Origin of the sequence: Paenibacillus turicensis (assembly GCF_017873435.1) — a bacterium.
Lineage (GTDB): Bacteria > Bacillota > Bacilli > Paenibacillales > Paenibacillaceae > Fontibacillus > Fontibacillus turicensis.
Map to the genome: position 1 here is coordinate 1 of NZ_JAGGKG010000027.1, position 23925 is coordinate 23925.

General features: G+C 40.6%; 27 protein-coding genes. 1 reads left to right on the plus strand and 26 read right to left on the minus strand.

The window, feature by feature from the left end; translation table 11 throughout:
- Window positions 1–129: 129 nt before the first annotated feature.
- From J2Z32_RS20430 to aroC, 11 genes are all read right to left on the minus strand, one after another.
- Window positions 130–1224: a prephenate dehydrogenase gene (locus J2Z32_RS20430; RefSeq protein ID WP_210091053.1), complete on the minus strand. Its 1095-nt coding sequence runs from the start codon at window positions 1222–1224 to the stop codon at window positions 130–132.
- Window positions 1225–1251: 27 nt separating this feature from the next.
- A complete protein-coding gene (gene hisC / locus J2Z32_RS20435; protein ID WP_210091054.1) occupies window positions 1252–2334 on the minus strand; it encodes a histidinol-phosphate transaminase in 1083 nt (360 codons plus the stop codon).
- Between the two features lie 24 nt (window positions 2335–2358).
- Window positions 2359–3168 carry a tryptophan synthase subunit alpha gene (gene trpA, locus J2Z32_RS20440; protein WP_210091104.1) on the minus strand — a complete coding sequence of 270 codons (810 nt, stop codon included), beginning with the start codon at window positions 3166–3168 and terminating at the stop codon, window positions 2359–2361.
- A gap of 7 nt (window positions 3169–3175) precedes the next feature.
- Window positions 3176–4417 (minus strand): tryptophan synthase subunit beta, encoded by a 1242-nt coding sequence (gene trpB / locus J2Z32_RS20445; RefSeq protein ID WP_210091055.1) that lies wholly within the window; start codon window positions 4415–4417, stop codon window positions 3176–3178.
- Window positions 4414–5085 (minus strand): phosphoribosylanthranilate isomerase, encoded by a 672-nt coding sequence (locus tag J2Z32_RS20450; RefSeq protein WP_210091056.1) that lies wholly within the window; start codon window positions 5083–5085, stop codon window positions 4414–4416. The genes trpB and J2Z32_RS20450 overlap by 4 nt, the downstream gene beginning before the upstream one ends.
- 20 nt (window positions 5086–5105) lie before the next feature.
- Complete coding sequence (trpC, locus tag J2Z32_RS20455; protein ID WP_210091057.1) at window positions 5106–5891, minus strand: indole-3-glycerol phosphate synthase TrpC; 786 nt, start codon at window positions 5889–5891, stop codon at window positions 5106–5108.
- Entirely contained in the window at window positions 5881–6924 is a 1044-nt protein-coding gene (trpD, locus tag J2Z32_RS20460; protein ID WP_210091058.1) for an anthranilate phosphoribosyltransferase, read from the minus strand. Before trpD ends, trpC begins: the two co-directional genes overlap by 11 nt.
- 15 nt (window positions 6925–6939) lie before the next feature.
- Window positions 6940–8499, minus strand: coding sequence for an anthranilate synthase component I (gene trpE, locus J2Z32_RS20465; RefSeq protein ID WP_210091059.1), 1560 nt, complete (start codon window positions 8497–8499; stop codon window positions 6940–6942).
- Window positions 8500–8912: 413 nt separating this feature from the next.
- On the minus strand, window positions 8913–9281 hold the full coding sequence (gene aroH / locus J2Z32_RS20470) for a chorismate mutase (protein ID WP_210091060.1): 369 nt from the start codon (window positions 9279–9281) through the stop codon (window positions 8913–8915).
- Window positions 9282–9285: 4 nt separating this feature from the next.
- Entirely contained in the window at window positions 9286–10377 is a 1092-nt protein-coding gene (gene aroB, locus J2Z32_RS20475; RefSeq protein WP_210091061.1) for a 3-dehydroquinate synthase, read from the minus strand.
- Window positions 10377–11546 (minus strand): chorismate synthase, encoded by a 1170-nt coding sequence (aroC, locus tag J2Z32_RS20480; protein WP_210091062.1) that lies wholly within the window; start codon window positions 11544–11546, stop codon window positions 10377–10379. Before aroC ends, aroB begins: the two co-directional genes overlap by 1 nt.
- A 229-nt stretch (window positions 11547–11775) precedes the next feature.
- Between aroC and J2Z32_RS20485 the strand changes: the two genes are divergently transcribed.
- Window positions 11776–12276, plus strand: a complete 501-nt coding sequence (locus J2Z32_RS20485; RefSeq protein WP_210091063.1) for an AAA family ATPase — start codon at window positions 11776–11778, stop codon at window positions 12274–12276.
- 135 nt (window positions 12277–12411) lie between these two features.
- Here the strand turns inward: J2Z32_RS20485 and J2Z32_RS20490 are convergent, their stop codons facing one another.
- From J2Z32_RS20490 to plsY, 15 genes are all read right to left on the minus strand, one after another.
- Window positions 12412–12588, minus strand: coding sequence for a hypothetical protein (locus tag J2Z32_RS20490; protein WP_210091064.1), 177 nt, complete (start codon window positions 12586–12588; stop codon window positions 12412–12414).
- Between the two features lie 80 nt (window positions 12589–12668).
- On the minus strand, window positions 12669–13487 hold the full coding sequence (locus J2Z32_RS20495) for a CheR family methyltransferase (RefSeq protein ID WP_210091065.1): 819 nt from the start codon (window positions 13485–13487) through the stop codon (window positions 12669–12671).
- Entirely contained in the window at window positions 13478–13921 is a 444-nt protein-coding gene (gene ndk, locus J2Z32_RS20500; RefSeq protein WP_210091066.1) for a nucleoside-diphosphate kinase, read from the minus strand. Before ndk ends, J2Z32_RS20495 begins: the two co-directional genes overlap by 10 nt.
- 75 nt (window positions 13922–13996) lie before the next feature.
- The gene (locus J2Z32_RS20505) at window positions 13997–14974 is read right to left on the minus strand and encodes a polyprenyl synthetase family protein (RefSeq protein ID WP_210091067.1); all 978 of its coding nucleotides are present in this window, start codon (window positions 14972–14974) and stop codon (window positions 13997–13999) included.
- The gene (locus J2Z32_RS20510; RefSeq protein WP_210091068.1) at window positions 14971–15834 is read right to left on the minus strand and encodes a menaquinone biosynthetic enzyme MqnA/MqnD family protein; all 864 of its coding nucleotides are present in this window, start codon (window positions 15832–15834) and stop codon (window positions 14971–14973) included. Before J2Z32_RS20510 ends, J2Z32_RS20505 begins: the two co-directional genes overlap by 4 nt.
- Window positions 15835–15860: 26 nt before the next feature.
- The gene (locus J2Z32_RS20515; protein WP_210091069.1) at window positions 15861–16727 is read right to left on the minus strand and encodes a UbiA-like polyprenyltransferase; all 867 of its coding nucleotides are present in this window, start codon (window positions 16725–16727) and stop codon (window positions 15861–15863) included.
- A 6-nt stretch (window positions 16728–16733) separates the two neighbouring features.
- Entirely contained in the window at window positions 16734–17453 is a 720-nt protein-coding gene (locus J2Z32_RS20520) for a demethylmenaquinone methyltransferase (RefSeq protein ID WP_210091070.1), read from the minus strand.
- Between the two features lie 14 nt (window positions 17454–17467).
- Window positions 17468–18340 carry a heptaprenyl diphosphate synthase component 1 gene (locus J2Z32_RS20525; protein ID WP_210091071.1) on the minus strand — a complete coding sequence of 291 codons (873 nt, stop codon included), beginning with the start codon at window positions 18338–18340 and terminating at the stop codon, window positions 17468–17470.
- A gap of 105 nt (window positions 18341–18445) precedes the next feature.
- Window positions 18446–18991, minus strand: a complete 546-nt coding sequence (locus tag J2Z32_RS20530; RefSeq protein WP_210091072.1) for a hypothetical protein — start codon at window positions 18989–18991, stop codon at window positions 18446–18448.
- 63 nt (window positions 18992–19054) lie between these two features.
- Window positions 19055–19312 carry a trp RNA-binding attenuation protein MtrB gene (gene mtrB / locus J2Z32_RS20535; protein ID WP_210091073.1) on the minus strand — a complete coding sequence of 86 codons (258 nt, stop codon included), beginning with the start codon at window positions 19310–19312 and terminating at the stop codon, window positions 19055–19057.
- 116 nt (window positions 19313–19428) lie between these two features.
- The gene (locus J2Z32_RS20540) at window positions 19429–19701 is read right to left on the minus strand and encodes an HU family DNA-binding protein (protein ID WP_210091074.1); all 273 of its coding nucleotides are present in this window, start codon (window positions 19699–19701) and stop codon (window positions 19429–19431) included.
- 280 nt (window positions 19702–19981) lie between these two features.
- On the minus strand, window positions 19982–21460 hold the full coding sequence (spoIVA, locus tag J2Z32_RS20545) for a stage IV sporulation protein A (RefSeq protein WP_210091105.1): 1479 nt from the start codon (window positions 21458–21460) through the stop codon (window positions 19982–19984).
- Between the two features lie 408 nt (window positions 21461–21868).
- Window positions 21869–22141: a stage VI sporulation protein F gene (locus tag J2Z32_RS20550; protein WP_210091075.1), complete on the minus strand. Its 273-nt coding sequence runs from the start codon at window positions 22139–22141 to the stop codon at window positions 21869–21871.
- A gap of 141 nt (window positions 22142–22282) precedes the next feature.
- On the minus strand, window positions 22283–23323 hold the full coding sequence (locus tag J2Z32_RS20555) for an NAD(P)H-dependent glycerol-3-phosphate dehydrogenase (protein ID WP_210091076.1): 1041 nt from the start codon (window positions 23321–23323) through the stop codon (window positions 22283–22285).
- On the minus strand, window positions 23316–23924 hold the full coding sequence (plsY, locus tag J2Z32_RS20560) for a glycerol-3-phosphate 1-O-acyltransferase PlsY (RefSeq protein ID WP_245251659.1): 609 nt from the start codon (window positions 23922–23924) through the stop codon (window positions 23316–23318). The genes J2Z32_RS20555 and plsY overlap by 8 nt, the downstream gene beginning before the upstream one ends.
- Window position 23925 lies beyond the last annotated feature (1 nt).

Sequence of the window (23925 nt, forward strand, 5' to 3'; positions counted from 1 at the left end):
CTATACGTAGGTATCCTAGCTACGAAGGTGGCTTGGTCCCTCCTTCGGTCGGACTTACACCAACTAGATGATGCGTGCCTCTGGGCACGCAAGACCAAAAAAAGAGGGGATCATCTCCCCTCCTTCCTTTTACACATGCACCGCATAACCTAGCGTATGTAAGTGCTGCTTTGCTCGCTTCATTTGTTCTTCGTTACGGAACGATAAACGCATAATACCCGGTACATCCTCACGACTTTCAATAATTTGAATATTGCTAAGGTTAATTTGCTTGTCCCCTAGCTCTGTCGTAATTTGTCCTATAATCCCTGGATGATCCGGTACATCAATATAAATATCGAATAGAGAGGTAATAACCCCTTTACGTCGTTCAGGTAATTCATTACGGAATACATTCGCTTCCCCAAAAGCGGCTTCAATCCCTTGTCCATCCTCTTGCTGAAGCAAGGCAACAAAATGCTCAATTTCCTTGTTCCAATCCTGTAACAAGGTCAACAACACGTCACGATTACTAAGCAAGATGTCACGCCATACAATGGGATCGCTAGACGCGATTCTTGTAATATCTCTAAACCCACCCGCCGCCAAACGTTGATATAAGTCTTGCTTTTCGTTATAACCACGAATCTGATTCACTAAAGCAACGGCAATAATATGTGGAAGGTGACTAATTGCACCCACAATTTCATCATGAAGCTCCGGATCAACGCGTACAATTTGCGCTTTTGTATGCTGGAGCAGGTTTTCTAAGCGTGTATACATTTCCTCAGGCACATCCGTAGAAGGTGTCAGTACATAATACGCATTTTCAAACAGCAAAGAAGAGGCTGCTTCCACACCTGAGCGCTCCGAGCCAGCCATTGGGTGTCCCCCAATAAAATAAATGCCTGGCTTCGCACATTTGGCAGCAGATTTTGCTACACCTGCTTTGGTGCTCCCTACATCGGTAATAATACAATTTTGTTTTAAAGGGAGTGCTGTTAGCTTCTCAAGGTACTCATCTAGTTTCCCGACTGGGACACATAAAAATATAAAATCAGCGTCACATGCCGCCTCTTCCATAGACAGTGTTGCAACATCAACAACATCACGCTCTTTAATTTTCGCTAATGACTCGGGTCGATGACTATGTCCGATTACAGTGATTCCAGGTTTTCCTTTTAGCGTAAGTGCTAAGGAGCCGCCAATCAAACCAACCCCAAAAATTGCAACTTTGATTGTCATAAACATTCACCAATTTCTATTTATTCATTATTGCGCAAGTGCATGTTTTAATGCAGTTATAAATTTTTCGTTTTGCTCAGGTGTTCCTACACTCACTCGAATATAATTCGGATATTTGCCGAAGCCTGCACGAATAATGATGCCTTGCTTAAGCAAGCTTTGAAACATATCCAGACCAGAGGATTTAATATTGACAAAAATGAAGTTACCATTTGCAGGATAATATTCCAACCCTAGCTCATCAAATTGCCCATACAAGTACTCAATACCTTGCTGGTTTTTAGTTCTACAGCTTTCAACAAAATCATAGTCAGTTAATGCGGCTTTTGCAGCTGCTTGAGCAATACGTGAAGTATTAAACGGCTCACGCACCTGATTAATATAAGTAATACTTTGAGCGTTAGCCACAGCATAACCAATCCGTAATGATGCTAGTCCATATATTTTAGAAAATGTACGCAACACGACAAGGTTAGGATATTGGTTTAGCAATGATATGCCATCACTGTAATTCTCGTCTGTAACAAACTCACAATAAGCTTCATCCAAGACTACTAGTACATGCGCAGGAACTTGATTTAAGAAAGAAATGAGGTTATCATGCTCCACAATCGTTCCTGTTGGGTTGTTAGGATTACAAATCCAAATAATCTTTGTGTTATCCGTAACTGCTGCTAACATCGCATCAAGATCGTGCACGCCATCCTTCAGCGGAACCTCAATGCTAACTCCACCTTCAATATCAACATTTGATTTGTATACAGAGAAGGTTTGATCTGCCATAATGCTTTCATCCTGCGGCAAAATAAAAGCACGCGTAATTAAAGCAATAACTTCATCTGAACCACAACCAAAAATGATTTGATTGCGCTCTACACCAAGGTGCTCTGCTAATACCGTTGTCAGTTCAGCCGAGCTGCCATCGGGATACAAGCTTAACTGAGATAACTCCGCTTGAATCGCCTCTGCAACTGAGCTAGAGCTACCATATGGATTTTCATTGGAAGCAAGCTTAATCACTTCATCTAGTCCAAGTTCTCTTTTCACTTCCTCAATTGGCTTACCAGGTTGGTATACGGGTAAATCTACAATATGTGGTTTGGGTCTCATTCTCTCTCCCCCTGCGTATTTAAATTATGCTTTTAATTGTGACACAAAGTTTTTAATTTGCAACAATCCATCCGTTTTTGTATTCTCTTCCATTAGAAGCGGAATACTTTCCTCGATTTTACGTACGATTGCACTCCCTACAACAACCGCATCACACCACTGTGAAAATTGCTCTACCTGCTCCTTCGATGAAATACCAAAGCCCACTGCAACAGGAAGGGAAGTTATCACCTTCACATCATGGATAAAGCTCTGAACACCCTCAAAAAAGCTAGCTCTTTCCCCTGTAACCCCAAGTGAAGATACACAATAAATAAAACCTCTTGCACGACTTAAAATCGCAGCGATTCTTTCATTGGAGGTGGGTGCAACAAGCGGAATAAGATATACATTTGCTTGATCTGCTAAGGTCAATATTTGCTCCGATTCTTCAAATGGAAGATCTGGAATAATAAGTCCACTAATACCTGCTTCCTGGACAGCATGGAAAAATGCTGGCAACGATGCATATTGTAAGACGGGATTAAAATAAGTAAACAACACAAACGGTAATTTAACCCCTCTTGCCCGTGCTGCCTTTGCAGTCTGGATACAAGTATCGATTGTAATTTCGTGTTCAAGCGCCCTTAAAGAAGCACGCTGAATTACAGGACCATCTGCAAGAGGATCAGAGTAAGGGACACCTAGCTCGATAACATCTGCCCCCGCTTCCTCAAGTGTAGCAATAATATCAACGGTCAATTCAGGATTAGGATCGCCTACTGTAATAAAAGGGACTAATGCTGTTTTATCCGCTGCCTTTAGGGCTGCAAACGTTTCATCTATCAAATTAATTGCCACTTTATTCATGATAGGCCTCTCCTTCCGTATATTGCATAATTGATTCTACGTCCTTATCACCACGACCAGACAAGCAGATCACAATAATTTGATCTTGATTCATCGTTGGTGCAAGCTTCATCACTTGAGCAACCGCATGTGAAGATTCAAGCGCTGGGATAATGCCTTCTGTACGGCAAAGTAATTGTAATGCCTCTAAAGCCTCTTGGTCTGTAATTGGGTAATATTTCGCTCTTTTTATGTCTTTTAAATAGGAATGCTCAGGACCTACACCTGGATAATCTAATCCTGCGGAAATAGAGTGCGCTGGCAATACCTGACCAAATGCATCTTGCAACAGGTAGCTCATTGAGCCTTGGAAAACACCCTTGGAGCCTTTTGTCATTGTAGCAGCATGATAAGGTGTATCAATGCCTTGTCCCGCTGCTTCAACCCCAACAAGCTGAACTGCTTCATCCTCAATAAATGGATAAAACATCCCGATTGCATTACTACCTCCACCCACTGCTGCAACGAGCATATCAGGAAGACGGCCTTCCGCTTCTAAAATTTGACGACGCGTTTCATCGCCAATAATACGCTGGAAGTTCCGAACCATTTTCGGATATGGATGTGGACCTGTTGCTGAACCTAATATATAAAACGTGTCGTGAACATTGCTAACCCAGTAACGTAATGCCTCATTACAGGCATCCTTTAATGTTTTTGTGCCAGAAGTAACTGGAATGACCTCTGCGCCTAACAGCTTCATCCGAAACACATTGAGCTGCTGACGCTTTGTATCCTCTTCCCCCATAAACACCTTACATTCCATGCCAAGCAATGCGGCTACCGTCGCTGTTGCCACACCATGTTGACCTGCACCAGTTTCTGCGATGACCTTGTGCTTGCCCATACGTTTAGCTAGCAGGCCTTGTCCAAGCGCATTGTTAATTTTATGTGCACCTGTATGATTTAAATCCTCACGCTTTAAATAAATTTTTGCGCCACCTAGATGATTCGTTAACCGCTCTGCGTAATACAAAGGATTTTCACGTCCAGCATATTGCTTCAATAAGTAAGCAAGCTCTGCTTGAAAATCAGGCTCATCCTTCACCTGCTCATACGATTGCTCCAGCTCGATAAGGGCATTCATTAACGTTTCAGGAACATAACGTCCCCCAAAATCACCAAAACGTCCAAACTGATCTGGCATTTCCTTTACTTCACTTTTTATTTGTTCACTCGTATTCACTTTATTCATAATTCCCTCACCCTTTCAACAAATTCAGTTATTTTGGCAACATCCTTGTGACCATTTGTCTCCACACCACTTGAAACGTCAACTCCATCAGGCTGCATATGCTCTATCAGTTGCGCTACATTGTGCTGTGTTAAGCCTCCTGCAATGAATAAAGGAATATTTACTTCCTTTGCCCATATTTGATAAGGTAGGGCGGCTTCCCAAGGAAATACATGCCCAGAACCTCCAACATATTTTGGATCATAACTGTCTAACAAAAGACCATCTATTACACCTTCATATCGACTTAATTCAGCACTTAAATCTCTAGCTGAGCCATCCTTATAAATGGATAAGGCTTTGAAGACCTTTACGCCAAATGACTTTTTGATCAGCCTGCAAAAGGCTGGACTTTCATCTCCATGCAATTGAACAATGTCTAAAGGCGCAAGCGCTAAAATATGTGTCAGTTCCTCCTGAGTTGGGTTTACAAACACACCCACACTTTGTGGAATAATGTCTGTCTGCCAACTTTTAAGTATCGGTAATAGCAATGCCGCTTGCTCCGCAGTCACCTGCCGTTTACTTTTTGCAAATACAAAACCGATTAAATTTAAGGGTAAGTGTATTATAGATTTTAGCACTTCAACGGATTGAAGTCCACAAATTTTTATGATTGTATTTGCCACAAAAACACCCTCCCTTCACACTACGAGCCCATTAATTCACGAATCGCTTCGCCAACATCAGGTTGACGCATAAACGTTTCACCGATTAAAACCCCATCTGCTCCATGTGCCTCTAAATACTCAATATCTTCCTTCGTTTTTATTCCACTTTCACTAATCAATGTGATCTCATCTGGAACCTTAGCAGCTAAAAGCTCTGTATGGCTAAGTGAGGTTTCAAAGGTATGCAAATTACGGTTATTGATGCCAATCAGCGTTGCACCACCAATTGCCAATACTCGATCTAGCTCTGCTTCGTCGTGCACCTCTAGCAAAACATCTAACGTTAATTCCTTGGCAAGCTGGATGTAATGGCGGATTTGTTCATCACTTAAAATGGCAGCTATGAGTAAAATTGCATCTGCCCCAAGCAACCTTGCCTCGTAAATTTGTAGCTCGCTAATAATAAAGTCCTTTCGCAATAAAGGGATGTTAACATGCTCTCTAATTTGACTTAAATATTGACCACTGCCTTGAAAATACGTCTCATCTGTAAGGACAGATAAGCAATCAGCCCCTGCCTGTTCATAGCTTTGTGCTAACTCTATAGGATGGAAATCTTCGCGAATTAATCCTTTAGAGGGTGATGCCTTTTTAACTTCTGCAATTAAACCTAACTTCCGCTTGCGGCCTGTCGTTAAGGCTTGGTGGAATCCCCTTGTAGGAGGTAATCCCGCTATTTTTTCTTTTGCTTCATCTATAGTTAGTTGCGCGGCTAAACGCCCAACCTCAATTTTTTTGGTTTCTACAATTTTATCAAGATACATAGCTATATTCCCCCGTCGTCTGGATAAGTCGCTGTAATTGAGCTAACGCATTGCCTGAATCAATTGCATTGGCAGCGATATGAACGCCCTCCTGAATGCTATTGGCTAGTCCAGATACATAAATACATGCACCAGAGTTAGCAAGCACAACATCACGGTAAGCACCACGCTCGCCCTGCAATACACGTGTAATAATCTCTGCATTGGTTGCTGCGTCTCCACCTAGCATATCATGTAAAGAGTACGTTTGTAGACCAAGCTCATCAGGTGTAATGTCATAGGTTGTAATGATTCCATTTCGCAGCTCTGAAACTGTCGTTGGTGCAGAAATGCTAATTTCATCTAGTCCCTCTTGACTTGAAACAACTAAAGCTCGCTTAGAGCCCAACTCCTTTAACACGGTTGCCATCGTTTCTGTTTTACTACGATCATAAATGCCTAACACTTGGCGATCTGCACCAGCAGGGTTAGTTAATGGACCAAGCATATTAAATACCGTTCTAATTCCTAACTCCTTGCGTGGGGCTGCGGCATGTTTCATAGAAGGGTGATAGAGCTGAGCAAAAAGGAAACAGATGTTAATGTCCTCAAGACATTGTGCTGCCTGCTCTGCAGAGAGATGAATATTGACGCCTAACGCTTCTAATACGTCAGCACTGCCTGCACGGCCTGATGCAGAACGATTGCCATGCTTAGCAACACGCACCGATACAGAGGATGACACTAATGCTGCTGTTGTTGAAATGTTAAATTTATGAATACCTGAACCCCCTGTGCCACAGGTGTCGAGCAACTGAGTAGATTCTGTATGCATTTTACCTGCGAACTGACGCATCACTTCCGCAAAGCCAGTAATTTCATCTACGGTTTCACCCTTAAAGCGTAATGCCATAAGTAAGCCACCAATTTGTGCGGATGTTGCTTCCCCATTCATAATCACCTGCATCATGCTTTTTGCCTCTTCACGACTCAAATGCTTACCAGCAAGCAGCCGTTCTAATCCACCTTGGATCAAGTTATGTGCTGTCGTCATTTCTATCTCTCCCTTCTAGATTTGTGGTGTATAGGAATACAAGTAGTCTTGATTTATGATTGGTTTATCTTTAGATGCCTGCGGAAACATAAACTCAGCAATCCGAATTGCCTTTAGCAACGCCTTAGCCTTGTTCACTGATTCCTCAAACTCATTTTCTGGGATTGAATCCCATACGATACCGCCTCCTGCTTGCACATAGGCATGACCATTTTTAAATACAATCGTCCGAATCGTGATGCAGGAGTCCATATTTCCCGAGAAGCCAAGATAACCAATTGCCCCACCATAAGTACCACGAGATTCACGCTCTAGTTCAGCAATAATTTCGATCGCTCTTAGCTTTGGTGCACCTGATAACGTTCCGGCTGGTAAACAGGAGATAAAGGCATCAAAGAAATCCTTATCGTCTCGAATCTCTCCAGTAACCTTGGACACTAAGTGCATCACATGGGAATATCGTTCAATTTCCATATAAGAATCACATTTTACAGTTCCGAACTTAGATACTCTACCAAGATCATTCCGTCCTAGATCCACTAACATAAGATGCTCTGCTCGTTCCTTTTCATCCTGCAATAAATCCTGTTCAAGTGCTTGATCCAACTCATAAGTCTCGCCACGTGGACGTGTACCTGCAATCGGTCTAGTCTCTACAATACCGTTGTTTACCTTCACTAATGCTTCTGGGGAAGCTCCAACAATAATTTCATCGTCTAGCTTCAAATAATACATATACGGAGAAGGATTTAATGTGCGTAACACACGATAGACATGAAGTGGATCCACTTCAGTTTCTATTTCAAAACGTTGGGATAAGACAACTTGGAAAATATCACCTGCTGCAATATATTCCTGCCCACGCTCCACATTTTCAATGAATTTCTCTTTGGAAATGTTAGAGCGAATTTCACCAAGCTCAATATCATGTGGGAATGGGCGATGATTAAAGTTTTCTAAGCTCCGCTCCTGCTCTAGTAGAGCAGACATCCCGTCTAATCTTTGCTCTGCTTGCTTATAGGCTTCGGCTATGTCTTCATCTGTAGCACCATCTTGAACATGGATATTGGCTACTAACAGTAATCTTTGCTTCACATGATCAAACACGATCACTTGGTCACAAAACATAAACTGAATATCCTTCATTTGCAGATCATCGACCTGATGAGCTGGTAAGCTCTCATAATATTGAAGTAGATCATATCCGAAATAGCCGATAGCTCCACCTGTAAATGGCGGAAAATCATTTAGCTTCGGGCTGCGATACTGACGTAAAATCGCCTTTAATGCCTCAAGTGGCTTGGTTGACGTCTTTTCAAGTTGGCCCTGACGCTCAATGATAATTTCACCCTGCTTTGCCGATACCATCATAAATGGATCTGTCCCAATAAAAGAGTAGCGAGCCCATTGAAATCCTCCCTCCACACTTTCTAATAAAAATGCCTTATCTCTTTTTGCAACTCGTCTAAAAATTGAAATTGGGGTTTCAAGGTCAGCAAGTAACGTACGTACAACTGGGATTAAATTGTACTCCTTCGCTAATGAGATGGCTTCAGACAAAGTTGGGGTTATCATATGGCTCACTTCCTGTTCTATGGATTTTATATAACAAAAAAACCTCTACGTATCGTAGAGGTTGGTTAAATTCACAGATCATATATAGAAATATAAACGTAGCCTCAATAAAACAAGGTTACACCCATAGTTCTGTATGAATTAAGCATAGCATCCTATAATAAACGCTGTGCTTATCTCTAAATAAGGTGATGTTTTCAAACTGCAACATGCCTATATTTAGACTCTGCTCATCTCTTCTCAACTAAACTCTACTCAACTCTTTTACTCGGCTTTACTCTTTTACTCTGCTAAGCCTGCTCGGCTCCAGAATCTCAATCTCAAACATTCTCATTCTAATAAAGATCTCTTCACTACACTATAAAACTTATCAATACTATATCGAAAAGTGTGTGTTTTCGCAACCCCTAAATTTAAGATTTACTCAAATCAGGGCGCAGCTTTCTAGCTTCATTTAAATACACATGATTAATTTCACTTTGGCTTTTGGTTGTATTCACATGTAACAATAAACGAATACATTTAGGCAAAGCACCTTGTACGGGAATTTCCGTTGCACACATTAGAGGGACTAAATCCCATCCATCAAAGGCACGGATTGCACGCGCAGGAAATGCAGCATCCAAATCAGGAGTGACTGTAATCCATACACTTGTGACATCCTCAGCATTTAAATTATTTTCAGCAATAATTTGCTCTAGTAATTTTTCCGTTCCATTTAAAATGTCAGCTTCCTCATTCGCTAACACTGTAGTTGCACCACGTATTCCTCGATTAAGCATAAGGTTATACCTCCTTTAACTCCGAAATGACTTGGCGCACCTGCTCCACAGTGACATCTGAAACGATCTCAACCTTCCCGATCTCCGTTGGCAAAATAAACACCAATTTGTTTTCCTTAAATTTCTTATCATGCATCATGGCGGCTAAAATACTTTCCTCGGACATATCCGCTGGAATAATGACGGGTAAATCAAAGCTCCGTAATTTTGTGACAGTATCCTCATATAAAGTGCTAGAGGCCCCACGATACCCGGCTAGCTTGGCTGCTGCTGCCATTCCGATCGCGATCGCTTCACCATGCAACAACTGTCCATATCCCGCTGTAGCTTCAAATGCATGTCCTAATGTATGACCTAAATTTAAAATTGCACGCAAGCCTTGCTCTGTTTCGTCACTTCCTACAATCTGTGCTTTAATCTCACAGCCTCTTGTTAATCCGTATTGGATAACATCTGGCTTAAGCTGCAACAGCGCACCACTATGTTCCTCGCACCAGTCTGCAAAGGCTTTATCCCAGATCAAGCCGTGCTTGATCATTTCAGATAATCCTGCCTTAATTTCTCTAGGCGGCAATGTCATTAATGTATCAATGTCATACAGCACCATCGCAGGCTGATGAAATACACCAATCATATTTTTAGCCAAAGGATGGTTTACTGCGACCTTGCCACCTACACTACTATCATGGGCCAAAATCGTAGTAGGCATTTGAACAAAGGTAACTCCCCGCATATAGGAAGCAGCAACAAAACCTGCTAAGTCACCAATGACTCCGCCGCCCAACGCAACTACAGCGGACTTTCGATCTAATCCACCTTCAATTGCCGCTGTCATCACATCCTCAAACACGGATAGTGATTTTGATTGCTCCCCTGCTGGCACAACCTTTGTTACCACTGTGTAGCCTTGCTTCTCTAAAGACCTCACAACGACGTCTAAATAAAGCGGGGCTACATTGTCATCACTAACGATAAGTACAGGACTTTTTTTGCCCAACTGGTGTTGTTCAAAATAGCTCCCTGCCTGCGCCAGCAATCCACGTTCAATATAGATCGGATAAGAACGTTCTCCAAGATCAACGTGTAGTGTACCCATTAGTATTGCTCCAATTGAGATAAGTAGTTATTTAGGTTGTTTCTAATCTCACCAATCGAATCTCCACCAAACTTCTCAAGGAACGCTTTTGCAACCTCCCAAGCTACTACACTTTCCAAAACTACGCTAGCAGCAGGAACTGCACAAGCATCAGAACGCTCTACTTGAGCTGTAAATACTTCTTTCGTGTCAATGTCAATGCTTTGTAATGGTTTATACAACGTTGGAATAGGTTTCATCACGCCACGAACCACGATCGGCATACCGTTAGTAACACCACCTTCAAAACCACCTAAACGATTGGTTCTGCGATGGTAACCCCGTTCTTTATCATACAAAATTTCATCATGCACTTGAGAGCCTAATAGCTCACCAGCTTCAAAACCGATTCCAATCTCTACCCCTTTAAAGGCATTAATGGACATGACAGCTTGTGCGATGCGGCCATCTAGTTTGCGGTCGTATTGGACATAGCTACCTAAACCAACAGGTACACCCTCTACAATACATTCCACAACTCCACCAACTGAATCGCCATCTTTTTTAATCTGATCGATATATGCTTCCATCTTCTTTTCTGTCTCAGCATCAGCAACTCGAACAGAGGAATTTTCCGTAACTTCGCGTAGCTCATCCAAGCTTAAATCATGCGGAGGTGCTTCAATTTCACCAATCCGTTTAACTTGACCGGCAATTTTTATGCCAAATTGGGAGAGTAGCTGCTTAGCAATCGCACCAACTGCTACACGTACCGCAGTTTCGCGCGCACTAGAGCGCTCTAACACATTTCGTAGATCCTTTAGGTTATACTTAAGACCTCCGTTTAAATCTGCATGACCTGGACGAGGACGATGAACCCGTCTTTTTTCTTCATCTGTACCTTCTATTGGCTCCACATTCATAATTTTTTGCCAATGCTTCCAGTCGTTATTTTCAACCACAATCGCTACAGGAGCACCAGTTGTGATACCATGACGTACACCACCCACAATTTGTGCAGTGTCCTTTTCAATTTGCATACGGCGGCCTCTGCCATATCCTTTTTGGCGACGTGCTAATTCAAAATTCATTTCTTCAAAATCTAATTTCAAGTTACTTGGTAACCCTTCAATAATAGCAGTCAGCTGGGGACCGTGCGTCTCCCCTGCGGTTAAATAGCGTAAACTCATAAATACGTTCCCCCTTTAAACTGTTACACTGTAAAGAGCTAAAATCTCTTAGTATTTTTTCATTATATTATTAAAGGATACCTTCTGTCACGCATATATTCAAGACATACAGCTTTTAGTTTTATTTATAAATACTAATTGTTGTTTTTCTATTGTTAGAACTACTTTTTTATTTTATACTGTAATTATCATGTTTCTTCGACTACATTTTTAGAGAGGAGGTCACAAAATGTCTGATCAGAAGTTAGAACTTATTTTGCAAGCAATTAAACAGGTTCAAGTTCAAGTGGGTGGCTTGAGCGCGGAAGTAAGCATACTGAGTGAACGAATAGACTCACTTGATCAACGGATGGATAAAATCGAAGTACGTATCGATTCACTAGATCAGCGTATGGATAAGTTCGAAATACGTCTAGATAAGCTTGATCAACGTATGGATAAGTTCGAGACACGCATGGATTCGCTTGATCAACGTATGGACAAGTTCGAGACACGCATGGATAAGTTTGAAGAGGATATGACAGAGATTAAAGTATTAGTTTCTGATATTCCATTTATTAAACAAGCGGTCTTGGAAACTCAGGAGCATGTAAAAAGACTAGATGAACGTCAGCAATGCTTTGAAAAAGAAACAAAATCAACCTTAAATACACATTCTATTAGCATAGATATCCTTAATCAGAGACAATTACAACTAGAGGCAACGGTACAAGCTCTTCAAGAAGGATAATTCATTTTGTATTTGAATGGATTATTTTTTTGCAGACAAAACGAACATATGATCCTATCTCTATATATAATAAAAGCGCATCATCTTCTCCTTAGGATAGATTATGCGCCTATAATGGTAAAGCCGCTTGCCTTTCTAACACAAAAAACCTGATGCTGGCTTCTTATCTTCTATTTCTGTAGGTAGTGTGGACAAATCTATATTGTCTAGCAGCCCTTTTAATTGAATCCCTTCAAGTCCTAAAATCTGTGCACATTCTTGTGCACTTAAAAAGCCACGTTGATAAGCTTCAATCACTTTTCTTTTATCCATGAAATTTACCTCCATATCCTTTTAAAATACTATTAACAAGTATTGGAAAGTAAACTCATGAATATACCTTATCGTTTGGACTATCCTCTTTTCCGATAAAAGAATGTCTCAGTTGGCTCTAATCCGTACGTCCCAGGTGTAAATATTTGCTCAGTACTCCCTACAAATAATACGCCACCAGGCCGCAACGCCTTAGCAAATTTATGGTAAAGCAATTGCTTCGCTTCCTCCGTAAAATAAATCATTACATTACGGCAAACGATGAGGTCAAAACCATCTTCAAAGGTGTCGAGCAATAAATTTTGCTTACGGAAGTTTACTGTTTTTTGTAGTGATGGATCAATACGGAACATCTGACCTTCCGGCTTGAAATAACGCTTAGCCACATCGGCAGGCACATCCTTTAAAGAACGTTCCAAGTACAAGCCTTGCGCTGCCTTAGCTAAAGCTCCATCATCAATATCAGAAGCTAATAAATAGCTTTGTGACAATAACTTCATGTCAGATAAAATCATTGCTAACGTGTATGGCTCCTCACCAGTAGAACATGCTGCACTCCAAATTTTTAGCTTGGATTTTCCAGCTGATAATTCAGGCAACACTACATCACGTAATGTTTCCCAACGATTCGGATTACGCCAAAACTCAGACACGTTAATCGTCATTTTATCTAAAAATTCATAAAATAGCGCTTTCTCCTTCATCATCGCCACATAAAAGGTATCAAAGCTAGCAAACCCATTTTTATTACGTAATGTTGTTAATCTACGTTTCATTTGAGCTTCTTTATATTGAGCTAGATCAATACCTGTACTTTTTTTGATATTACTTATAAAACCTAAATAATCCCTGTCTGTTGTCGTGACATCATTAGCGTTTTTACTTGTGTTTATATCCATGGCTGTATGTCCTTATCATATGAAGTAAATTCATGAGGCTCAAAAAAGTTAGCAATTTCTCGCTGAGCGCTGTCAGGTCCATCTGAACCATGGATTAAGTTAAATGGATTACGTGCTGCAAAATCACCACGTATCGTGCCAGGCATAGCATCCACGGCTTTTGTTTTTCCAATCAAATTTCGAGCTAAAGTAATGGCATCTTGCCCTTCCCAGACCATTGCAAATACAGGTGCCGAGGATATAAAGTCCACAATTTCAGCAAAAAAAGGTTTTCCTTCATGCTCTATGTAGTGATTTTTTGCTTGTTCAAGGGTAGGCTGTATTAATTTTGCCGCAATAAGCTTCATCCCTTTATTTTCAAAGCGTTTTACAATTTCCCCTATTAATCCACGTTGTACACCATCAGGCTTTATCATCAAAAAAGTACGCTCCATAGCAATCCTCCGAAACAAATTAATCATGACTTGTCTTATCTCGTAGTGTATCAGAAAAACCCTTAGCGCGTAAGCCTAATAAGTGCGCTTATTTACGAAAATTGCAATTTCCTTTAATTGCGTTCGTGTTTTCATTTCTGGTAGCTGATCTAAAGCATCAAGTGCTTTATTAATAAATTGATCAGCTAATGCCTCCGCCATTTTAATACCAGGTCCATTAACAATATACTCAATCGCTTTTGAAGTATCCTTGTCCCCATCCGCTTGATGTCTTATCGTATCTATCTCCGCTAATAGTTTTTCTTTATTCGAAGAATGTTGAAGAGTATAAATAACGGGTAACGTAATGTTTCCCTGCCGCATATCGCTACCTGGTGGTTTGCCAATTGCTTTCTCCGTACCACATAAATCAAGCAAATCATCACGAATTTGAAATGCCATCCCCACGTTATAGCCATACTGGTACAATAATCGACTATGCTCCTTAGAGACACCAGCAGCGATTGCTCCCAGCTGACAGCTTATTGCAATGAGCAACGCTGTCTTACGACGAATACGTAATAAATAATTACGTACACTTTGGTTGGTATTGTAAAAATCCCGAATTTGCTCCATTTCACCAATGGACATCTGAACTAAAGCTTTAGCTAATATGCGATGAATATCTGGATTTTTAAGTTCGGTGACTAACATCAAAGCTTTGGCATAAATGTAATCACCTGTGTACATCGCAATTTTATTATCCCATTTTGACTTTACAGTTGGTTTACCACGCCGCAACGCAGCATCATCAATCACATCATCATGCACGAGTGAAGCTGAATGTATGAGTTCTAATGGGACTGCAATGTATTGCAGCTTATTAATATCGTATTCACCAAACTTTGCTCCAAGCAAAACAAAAACGGGGCGTAAACGTTTCCCCCCAGCCTTAAGCAGATGAAGCGAGGTTTCACTTAATAATGGATCGTCACCCTCAATACTTTTGTAAAGCTGGCGTTCAATAAAATCTATATCTCGTTTTAAGGTACCAAAAATATCTACTAGTTTCATCCCTTCACCTGTGTCAACGTATTATTACTCCACAACTGAATATGCACCTTGTGGTCCAGTAAGCCAAGCTCATAGGCATAATCAAAATACAACTGCAAGCCTGCTTGAATTTTATCATTAAAATCATAACATAAATTAGTAAAATAGGAATGCCAATAATGATTGGTCCCGCCAATTTCATTACAGGCTTCTGCAACAAGCGAATCTAAATGAGCTAAGCTCTGCTGTTTACTATGAACAAACGCCGCCACTAACTCACCAATGAAGTCTTGATTTTGCTCTGCAAATTTAGTATGCACCGTCCATACAGCAAAAGTCATACTATGTCCTGTCCATGCTCTCCAGATTTCCCCTAAATCGGTAATGATAAACCCATGATCTTCCCACGAGGCACGAATCGCATGATCGCCAATTAACAGAGCAGCATCATGCTCAGCCATCATAACATCTAACCTTGGTTCACATACTACGTAGCTAGGATTAGCCCCAAATTTCTTGCTCATAATAATTTTTAATAAATTGACTGAAGTTGCAGATGTATTTGTTAGTGCAATGCTGACATCCCCTAACTCTTCAATAGGCTTACGTGAAAATAGTAAAATGGATTTGACTGCACCATCACTGCTCACCGATAAATCAGGTAATACCATTAACTGCTCTGAGCCAACACCATAAGCAAAGGAAGACACTGGAGCAACATCCAGTGTCTTGTCTAATATCCCTTGATTTAATACAGATGGAACCTCTACAACTAAACGGCTTGGCTTCGTTAGCCGATCCACATCAAAGTGATGATACATCGGCCAAGCATTTGTATATCTAATTTTACCGATGAGGATATCTCTTTCATAATTTTCCATAGTGTTATCCTCCTCGTTAAGAACAATTATCGTATAAATAAATCAATCGTAGTAAATGAAAATACAACAATACTTAATACACCATTCATCCAAAAAAATGCAGTTTGCAATCTACTTAGATCACTTGGTGACACAATGTAATGTTCATAAAACAACATCAAGAAGGCTACGATCATTCCTGCGATATACCAACCACCTAGATCCGCCATAAAATAGAGAGCAACAAATCCAATTGCTGTGGCAATGTGCATCACCTTAGCAATCGTAAGTGATCTAGCTACGCCAAAACGTACTGGTATAGAGTAAAGTCCTTCCTTCGTATCAAACTCTACATCTTGACAGGAATATATAATATCAAAACCTGCCACCCAAAACGTAATCGTGAAAAAAAACACCATCGCTGTCCAGTCTACCTTGCCGGTCACTGCCGCCCAACCTCCTAATGGAGCCAGGGCAATAGTTAGACCAAGCACAACGTGGCATAGCCATGTGAAGCGTTTAGTATAGGAATAAACAACTAGCATAATTACTGCAATAGGAAGCAGCTTTATAGCAAGTGGATCAAGCTTATACGCTGCCCAAAATAACAATACAAATGAAACAATAATAAAAATAATAACTTCACCGATTTTAAGTAATCCAGCAGGAATCGCACGGTTGGCTGTACGCGGATTTTTAGCATCACTTACCCGATCTATTAAGCGATTAAGGCCCATAGCAGCACTTCTTGCCCCAAACATCGCTAGCAGCACCCAGCCAATTTGTGCCCAGGTTGGCAGATGCTGATTAAGCGCTACAGAACCTAACATGGCTCCCATAAAAGCAAAAGGTAAAGCAAACACTGTATGCTCAAATTTAATCATTTGTAAAAAAATAATAGCCTTCTTAAACATCAGTTCTTACGTCTCCTTTGTTCCAATATGCAATGCGGCAATCCCACCTGTTAAAGGATAAGCTTGAACCTGCTGCAGCCCAGTTTCTTGAAATATTTGTAACAGCTCTTCACGTCCTGGGAATTGAACTAATGAATCTGGCAACCATTTATATTGCTCGTAACGTTTCGCAAAGATTTTCCCCAGCATGGGCAATAAATTTTTGAAATAAAAATAATACAAGCCCTTAAACGGCTGCCACGTCGGTTTAGATAGCTCCAGACATACCACCATTCCACCAGGCTTGACTACTCGCTTCATTTCGCTTAGCACTTGCTTTAAATCAGGCACGTTACGTAAGCCAAAGCCAATCGTAGCATAATCAAATGTATTATCGTCAAATGGAAGTGCCATCGCATTTCCTTGAACTAATGTAATGATATCATTAAGACCTTGCTGTTGCACTTTACTTTTTCCAACGGCGAGCATATTTTCGCTAAAATCAAGGCCTGTAATTGGTCCCCTAGAAGCTTGCGCCATACTGATTGTCCAGTCACAAGTCCCACAGCATAAGTCAATTGCACTATCACCTTGTGACATATTCATCTTTTTCATCGTAAACCTACGCCAAGCCTTATGTCTCCTGAAACTTAAAATATCGTTCATCACATCATACTTATGTGCAATGCTCTCAAATACATCATGAACAAACTCTTCTTTTGGCTTGGAATCATTTTGGGGATTCATATGTTCATTTCACCTTACCCTTCCACACACAAGCGAAGCTTACTTCTAAATGAATCATTTAAAGCTTGTACTAGCTCATCTAACTGCAAATGCAGTTTTTGAGCTTCATTTTCCGTCACTAAGCTTTGAATTTGTGCTATCGTTGTTGTAAATAACGTTTTAAACTGATCAGCTATATTATATTTAGACAAAAGCCCTGTCCATTCCTCTAGTCCAACCTTAGATCTAGATAACTTTTCTTTATCCTCAGACGAACCCGTCTCCATTATTTTCAAATAAGTATAGCTCATCCGTTGTTCAGGCAATGTGCCCTCAGGATCTAGCTCCTCTAGAACAACCTCAAGCCGACTAAATTCGGCTAATAATAGCTTCCACACGTTTTGTAGCGACTTGTCCAATGAAGCAGTAAAAGAAACAAAAAGCCCCATTTTTAAAGAGACCTTATCCTTCAAATATTGTTCTGCTGTTACTGACATTGTTTTCAGCCTAGTATATAGGTCTACCTTCATCCGGTTAACCTCACAAATCGCCGCACTCATCGAAGCAATCGTTGCAATATTACCTTCTTCAGCTAATAATTCATAAAAAACACTACTAAAATAATCACCTGCTAAAACTTTAAGCTGTCTCGAACGCATCAACTCATCTTCAATTGCACCTTCATTTTGATCTATAAAATCGTGAGTATCTAATCCCAGTTGTACAAGAAAAGAGGCTAAGGCGCAGGACTGAGCTGCATTTAAAGCATGGTCTTGTTGATGAGCATTTAGAAATTTATAAAGTAAATGTACACGAGGTACCGGAAATGCTGGCAGCTTCGTGTGCTTGGAAATCATATCGTACCCCACATACTTTTGAGCAAGGTTACTTATATGTTGAAGGTTCATTCTCGCTACTCCTCAATTAATTGTCACAATCTTGTCTATTATAGCATATGTTTTAAGGCTACGCACAATAGACAATGCATATTATTTGCGTTATAATTCAATGTCTTATTTTTTAAAATGTGATTGCCATAATTTCGTTTCGGTCATACGGAACCACGTTTTCATCTCTCTTGGCAATTGTTCATCTCCAAGCTCCTGTAATTGCTGTATTATTTCCTTAGGCCATTCTCCTTTTCGTATATCTGCCGCAAGCAATAAATATTTGTTTTTTGTCCATGGGTCTTCAGCTACAACTCGTACTAATAACTGATACACATTATTGGTCTGTTCCATGGAAAAAGAAATTAACTCTGCTAGACTCTCATATACGAAAGTGGGCTTGAAATTGTCGCCTGTTAGCTTCAAATCAACCGATAAAATATTTCTACTCAAATCTACCTTGCTTAACTTAACAGACAGCTCAAGCCTACTCAGCTCATCAACAAGATTAGCTGTGCTCAGCTCAATCGACTTCCCTATATCAGCTATTACTGGTGTACTATGTACTTCTTTAGAGGCATAGGAGGACAACGAGGATAAGCTCACCAATACATATACACTAACAAATGTAAGTCCAACACAACCTGCTATCCAAAGCATTTTTCGTTTCATGAACTTCCCCCCTCTATACCCATTGTATAAATAAAAAAGGCAGGCTATGCCTGCATTCACCAATTATTCTTCCGTATCAACTACGCCATGCTTCGTCATTACAATCGCTTTGCCTCGAACCTTAACTGCAGAAGTATGATCTGTAAATTGAGCGATCAGCACTTCCCCCTTATCCAGCTTCTCTGTATGATGAAAACGTGTATCTCTACCACGAGTTAAGCCAATTACAGTGACGCCTTGCTCCTTTGCCTTAACAACAAAATAATCGTTATTAGTTGTATTTGGTGTTGCCCCATTTGCAGAATGTTGTGTCTCATCCATAATTTAAGCTAACCTCCTTAAGTTTAATATTAAAAATAATGATAGCAAATGACTTGAAAAAAAAGAACGTGAACAATATGCCCACGTCCTTTTTTAGAGAAAATATGTAGAAATCATTATTTGATTCCGTCCTTAAGCGCTTTACCTGGTTTAAATGCAGGAATTTTGCTTGCAGGGATTTCAATTTCCTCTCCAGTTTGCGGATTGCGACCTTTACGTGCAGAACGCTCACGCACTTCAAAGTTACCAAAGCCAACTAGTTGTACTTTGTCTCCGTTTTGAAGGGCAGTAGAAATTGCTTCAAATACAGCGTCTACCGCTTTAGTTGCATCCTTCTTAGACAATTCAGTACTCTCAACTACTTGAGTAATCAAGTCAGATTTATTCATCATCATTCACCTCCCTGCCTAATGTTCTATGTTACTACTATTCTGTGTTTCCGTTTTACTGCAGAATATACGTTTTATAAGCCTAATATCAAAAAAACCCTGTAAAATTCGTTATATTCATTGACCACAGGAAAAGCGGACAAATTTATAGTAATACAGCCTACCCATAATTTCAAGTTTTTTAAATTTAATTTCCTTATAAAATTTCATAATTAATACTTAAATTTACATATAAAAACAGCTGTACGCAATATTTTACGTACAGCTGTAGTTAAATTAACTATAAAATAATGGCGATCAAGCCACCTGAACCCTCATTAATAATTCTACCTAAAGTCTCTTGAAGCTTGTAGCGAGCATTGTCAGGCATCATAGCGATTTTCCCTTGAATGCCTTCTCTAACAATAGAATGCAAGGATCTGCCAAAAATATCAGACTCCCAAATTTTAATTGGATCATTTTCAAAGTCCTGCATCAGGTAGCGTACTAGCTCCTCACTTTGCTTTTCTGTTCCAATAATTGGTGAGAACTCTGATTCAACGTCGACACGAATCATATGAATGGATGGTGCTGTCGCCTTTAGACGCACTCCAAATCTTGCACCTTGGCGAATTAGTTCTGGATCATCCAAGGCCATTTCAGACAAGGTTGGCGCGGCGATACCATAGCCGGTTGTCTTCACCATCTCTAGCGCTTCAGCAAAGCGATCGTATTCTCGTTTGGCATGTGTAAAATCCTGCATTAATTGTAGCAGATGATCTTTACCTCTAATTTCAACGCCTACCACTTCCATTAAAATGCCATCATACAGCTCATCTGGCGCATACAGATCAATTTCTGCTACACCTTGCCCCATATTTAATCCGCTTAAGCCGGCACGATCGATAAAATCGTATTCCATAAAGTTACTTACGACCCTGTCCACATCACGCAAACGACGAATGTCCTTTACGGTATCTCTAACGGAGTTTTCATAGTTGCTGCGTAGCCAATGATCTTCCTCTAGCACCATCACCCAGCTTGGCAAATTAACATTTACCTCATGTACAGGGAATTCATATAATACTTCACGTAAAACACCGGTAACATCCTCCTCTGTCATCGTTGCTGCACTTAGAGTAAGCACAGGTATATCATATTTTTGTGCTAGCTCACTACGAAGCTCTAACGCATCTTGGCTATTCGGATGTGTAGAGTTAATGACGAGTACAAATGGTTTGCCAACCTCTTTTAACTCATTAATGACACGCTCCTCAGATTCTACATAAGAATAGCGTGGAATGTCAGCAATTGTCCCATCTGTAGTGATGACTACACCAAGTGTAGAATGCTCCTGAATGACTTTACGTGTGCCAATCTCTGCCGCTTCCTGAAATGGAATTGGCTCTTCAAACCAAGGTGTTGAAATCATTCTTGGTCCGTTTTCGTCCTCATACCCTTTAGCGCCTTCTACTGCATAACCCACACAATCTACTAACCTGACGTTCACCTCTAAGCCTTCATCCACATTAATTTGCACTGCATTGTTTGGTACAAATTTAGGCTCTGTCGTCATAATTGTTTTTCCTGCTGCACTTTGCGGAAGCTCATCCACTGCACGTACTCGATCCGCTTCATTCACGATGTTTGGCAACACAATTGTTTCCATAAATCGTTTAATAAATGTAGACTTGCCTGTTCGGACAGCACCTACGATTCCGAGATAAATGTCTCCTCCGGTACGTTCAGCAATGTCCTTAAAAATATCTACCTTTTCCAATACCAATGATATCCCCTCCTCAAAATGACCCGAAGGAAAAATGCCTTGAGAGCATCCGCTTCGTTTTAAATTATGAATAATTATTACCAATACTACGGCAGGAGCGGCGCTCCTAGAGCTTCGTGTCCGCCGCTAAACATCTACGTGGAGAATGACTTAAACGAAGCGGCGTTAACTCGTACATGCATTTGGACTAGTATCATCATATGTACTAGATGCGTAATTATGACAGTAGAAGCATGTTACGCCCATTTTTTTTTGCAAGTTGCTGCTTCGCCATGAAGTAAACCTACCAATACTTTACAGCAAATCATATTCTGCCTATTTAAATACTATGTATCCACTAGGATTGATAGACCAAGAGACAAAAAAAATCCTATTGCAAAGGTACAATAGGATTTCAGACAACTATTTTTTCATCATTAATTTCATAAGTGCTTCCATATTGGATGGATTCATCCCGCTTTTTTTGACAGCACCAACAATTTCATTAATGGTACTTTCTGATACAGGTACTTTTGCTACAGCAGAAACCTGCTTAATCAATTTCCGAAGCTCAGCCTCACTTTGCATTGTAGACGGCTTTACTGTACTAGCAAGCTTCTTTACTTGGTTATCAGAAATGTGCTTTCCTGCTTTTTTGTTAATCGCATTCAACGCATCCTTAGGAACTTTACTCATACTCTTCTCTTACCTCCTCTGCTGTCCTCAAGACAGTGTATGAGGGGAGAAAACGTTTGGTGAAGCCCTACTGAGCCTATATATAGCCTATGTAACCAAAGTTATAGTCTAATACATAGCACCATAAACAGTTATAATCCATTAAGTGTGCCATTGTTCATAGGTTTGCAATGAAATCATTTCCATTTCTGTCTTTCGATCTCTGCCCATTAATGCATCCACCGCAATGCTGGGATCAAGCCCTTCAAACAAAACATGATATATTTGTGCCGCGATTGGCATTTGTACATTATATTTATTTGAGATGACATGAGCTGCTTTTGTCGTTCGGATTCCCTCTACAACCATGCCCATTTGACTTAATACATCCTCTAAGGACTTCCCTTGCCCTAACATGTAACCTGCTCGCCAGTTACGACTATGCTGACTTGTCGCCGTCACTACTAAGTCCCCAATCCCAGCAAGACCTGCAAAGGTTAATGGGTTGGCCCCCATTTCTACCCCAATTCGCGTAATTTCAGCTAGACCTCGCGTAATTAGAGCAGCTTTTGCATTATCCCCATGACCTAGTCCATCAGATAGACCTGCCCCTAAAGCAATAATGTTTTTGAATGCGCCCGCAAGCTCTACTCCGATCACATCTCGGTTAGTATATACTCTGAAATAAGTATTCATGAACAAATCTTGTGCAAGCTTAGCACGTTCATCATTAAGTGAAGCCACAACAATCGTTGTAGGGCAACGCTTTACTACCTCTTCTGCATGACTTGGACCAGACAATACAACAATTTCATTTTCATCGCATTCTAGCTCCTCTGCAATGACTGTAGAAATTCGCTTCAGGCTTTCCGTTTCAAAACCTTTTGTTGCATGTATCACTGTCATTTCATTGGTCCAATACGCTTTGAGGCTATGACTTACATCTCTAACTGCGGAAGAGGGCGCAACAATAACGACTGCTTTTGCACCAGTCACTGCCTGCTCCATATCACATGTCGCAACTAGGTTTGCAGGAAGTACAGCACCAGGCAAAAAATGTTCATTGCTATGTTTATTGTTAATTTCATCACGCTGGGCTTCACTTCTCGTCCAGATCATAACATTCATGTCGTTATCTGCTAGCACACTGCCTAACGCAGTTCCCCAACTACCTGCTACGAGTACAGCTACCTTCTCACCCAACTTGCTTTCCTCCCTTAGAACCTAGCTTATTTTCTTTTCCATGCACAAGCTTCACAATATTACTGCGGTGCCGCCAAAATGCAAAGAGACAAATAATTAGACTACTCCAAAAAACAGCATTAATTGGCTGTAGCAAGCCTAAAAAGATTGGAGTTAAAAACACAAAGATCAAAGATCCCAATGAAACATATCTCGTAAATACGATGCACAAAATGGCAACAATCCCTGCGTAAAGTGCAGGCAAAAAGGACAGGGTAGCCATTACCCCAATGGTAGTGGCAATCCCTTTTCCACCACGAAAGTGAAAATATATCGGCCAATTATGACCAACAATCGCAGCAAGTCCACAAATAGCTGGAATCCATTCTGATCCATTCCCAAGCAAAACTCCAAGCCAGATGGCTATGATGCCTTTTAATATGTCCAGCACAAGCACCATAATCGCAGGCCCTTTGCCAAGTACACGTAATGTATTTGTTGCTCCTGCATTGCCACTACCATGTTGACGAATATCAATGCCTTTTAGCAGCTTGGCTAATACGACACTAAAGCTAATGGAGCCAATTAAATAGCTAAGCACGATCGCAATGATTGACCACATC

Excerpts from the sequence above, each read along its gene's own strand:
- J2Z32_RS20430 (WP_210091053.1), bottom strand. The coding sequence starts at position 1,224 with ATGACAATCAAAGTTGCAATTTTTGGGGTTGGTTTGATTGGCGGCTCC.
- hisC (WP_210091054.1), bottom strand. The coding sequence starts at position 2,334 with ATGAGACCCAAACCACATATTGTAGATTTACCCGTATACCAACCTGGT.
- trpB (WP_210091055.1), bottom strand. The coding sequence starts at position 4,417 with ATGAATAAAGTGAATACGAGTGAACAAATAAAAAGTGAAGTAAAGGAA.
- trpC (WP_210091057.1), bottom strand. The coding sequence starts at position 5,891 with ATGTATCTTGATAAAATTGTAGAAACCAAAAAAATTGAGGTTGGGCGT.
- trpD (WP_210091058.1), bottom strand. The coding sequence starts at position 6,924 with ATGACGACAGCACATAACTTGATCCAAGGTGGATTAGAACGGCTGCTT.
- trpE (WP_210091059.1), bottom strand. The coding sequence starts at position 8,499 with ATGATAACCCCAACTTTGTCTGAAGCCATCTCATTAGCGAAGGAGTAC.
- aroH (WP_210091060.1), bottom strand. The coding sequence starts at position 9,281 with ATGCTTAATCGAGGAATACGTGGTGCAACTACAGTGTTAGCGAATGAG.
- aroB (WP_210091061.1), bottom strand. The coding sequence starts at position 10,377 with ATGGGTACACTACACGTTGATCTTGGAGAACGTTCTTATCCGATCTAT.
- aroC (WP_210091062.1), bottom strand. The coding sequence starts at position 11,546 with ATGAGTTTACGCTATTTAACCGCAGGGGAGACGCACGGTCCCCAGCTG.
- J2Z32_RS20485 (WP_210091063.1), top strand. The coding sequence starts at position 11,776 with ATGTCTGATCAGAAGTTAGAACTTATTTTGCAAGCAATTAAACAGGTT.
- J2Z32_RS20490 (WP_210091064.1), bottom strand. The coding sequence starts at position 12,588 with ATGGATAAAAGAAAAGTGATTGAAGCTTATCAACGTGGCTTTTTAAGT.
- J2Z32_RS20495 (WP_210091065.1), bottom strand. The coding sequence starts at position 13,487 with ATGGATATAAACACAAGTAAAAACGCTAATGATGTCACGACAACAGAC.
- ndk (WP_210091066.1), bottom strand. The coding sequence starts at position 13,921 with ATGGAGCGTACTTTTTTGATGATAAAGCCTGATGGTGTACAACGTGGA.
- J2Z32_RS20505 (WP_210091067.1), bottom strand. The coding sequence starts at position 14,974 with ATGAAACTAGTAGATATTTTTGGTACCTTAAAACGAGATATAGATTTT.
- J2Z32_RS20510 (WP_210091068.1), bottom strand. The coding sequence starts at position 15,834 with ATGGAAAATTATGAAAGAGATATCCTCATCGGTAAAATTAGATATACA.
- J2Z32_RS20515 (WP_210091069.1), bottom strand. The coding sequence starts at position 16,727 with ATGTTTAAGAAGGCTATTATTTTTTTACAAATGATTAAATTTGAGCAT.
- J2Z32_RS20520 (WP_210091070.1), bottom strand. The coding sequence starts at position 17,453 with ATGAATCCCCAAAATGATTCCAAGCCAAAAGAAGAGTTTGTTCATGAT.
- J2Z32_RS20525 (WP_210091071.1), bottom strand. The coding sequence starts at position 18,340 with ATGAACCTTCAACATATAAGTAACCTTGCTCAAAAGTATGTGGGGTAC.
- J2Z32_RS20530 (WP_210091072.1), bottom strand. The coding sequence starts at position 18,991 with ATGAAACGAAAAATGCTTTGGATAGCAGGTTGTGTTGGACTTACATTT.
- mtrB (WP_210091073.1), bottom strand. The coding sequence starts at position 19,312 with ATGGATGAGACACAACATTCTGCAAATGGGGCAACACCAAATACAACT.
- J2Z32_RS20540 (WP_210091074.1), bottom strand. The coding sequence starts at position 19,701 with ATGAATAAATCTGACTTGATTACTCAAGTAGTTGAGAGTACTGAATTG.
- J2Z32_RS20550 (WP_210091075.1), bottom strand. The coding sequence starts at position 22,141 with ATGAGTAAAGTTCCTAAGGATGCGTTGAATGCGATTAACAAAAAAGCA.
- plsY (WP_245251659.1), bottom strand. The coding sequence starts at position 23,924 with ATGTGGTCAATCATTGCGATCGTGCTTAGCTATTTAATTGGCTCCATT.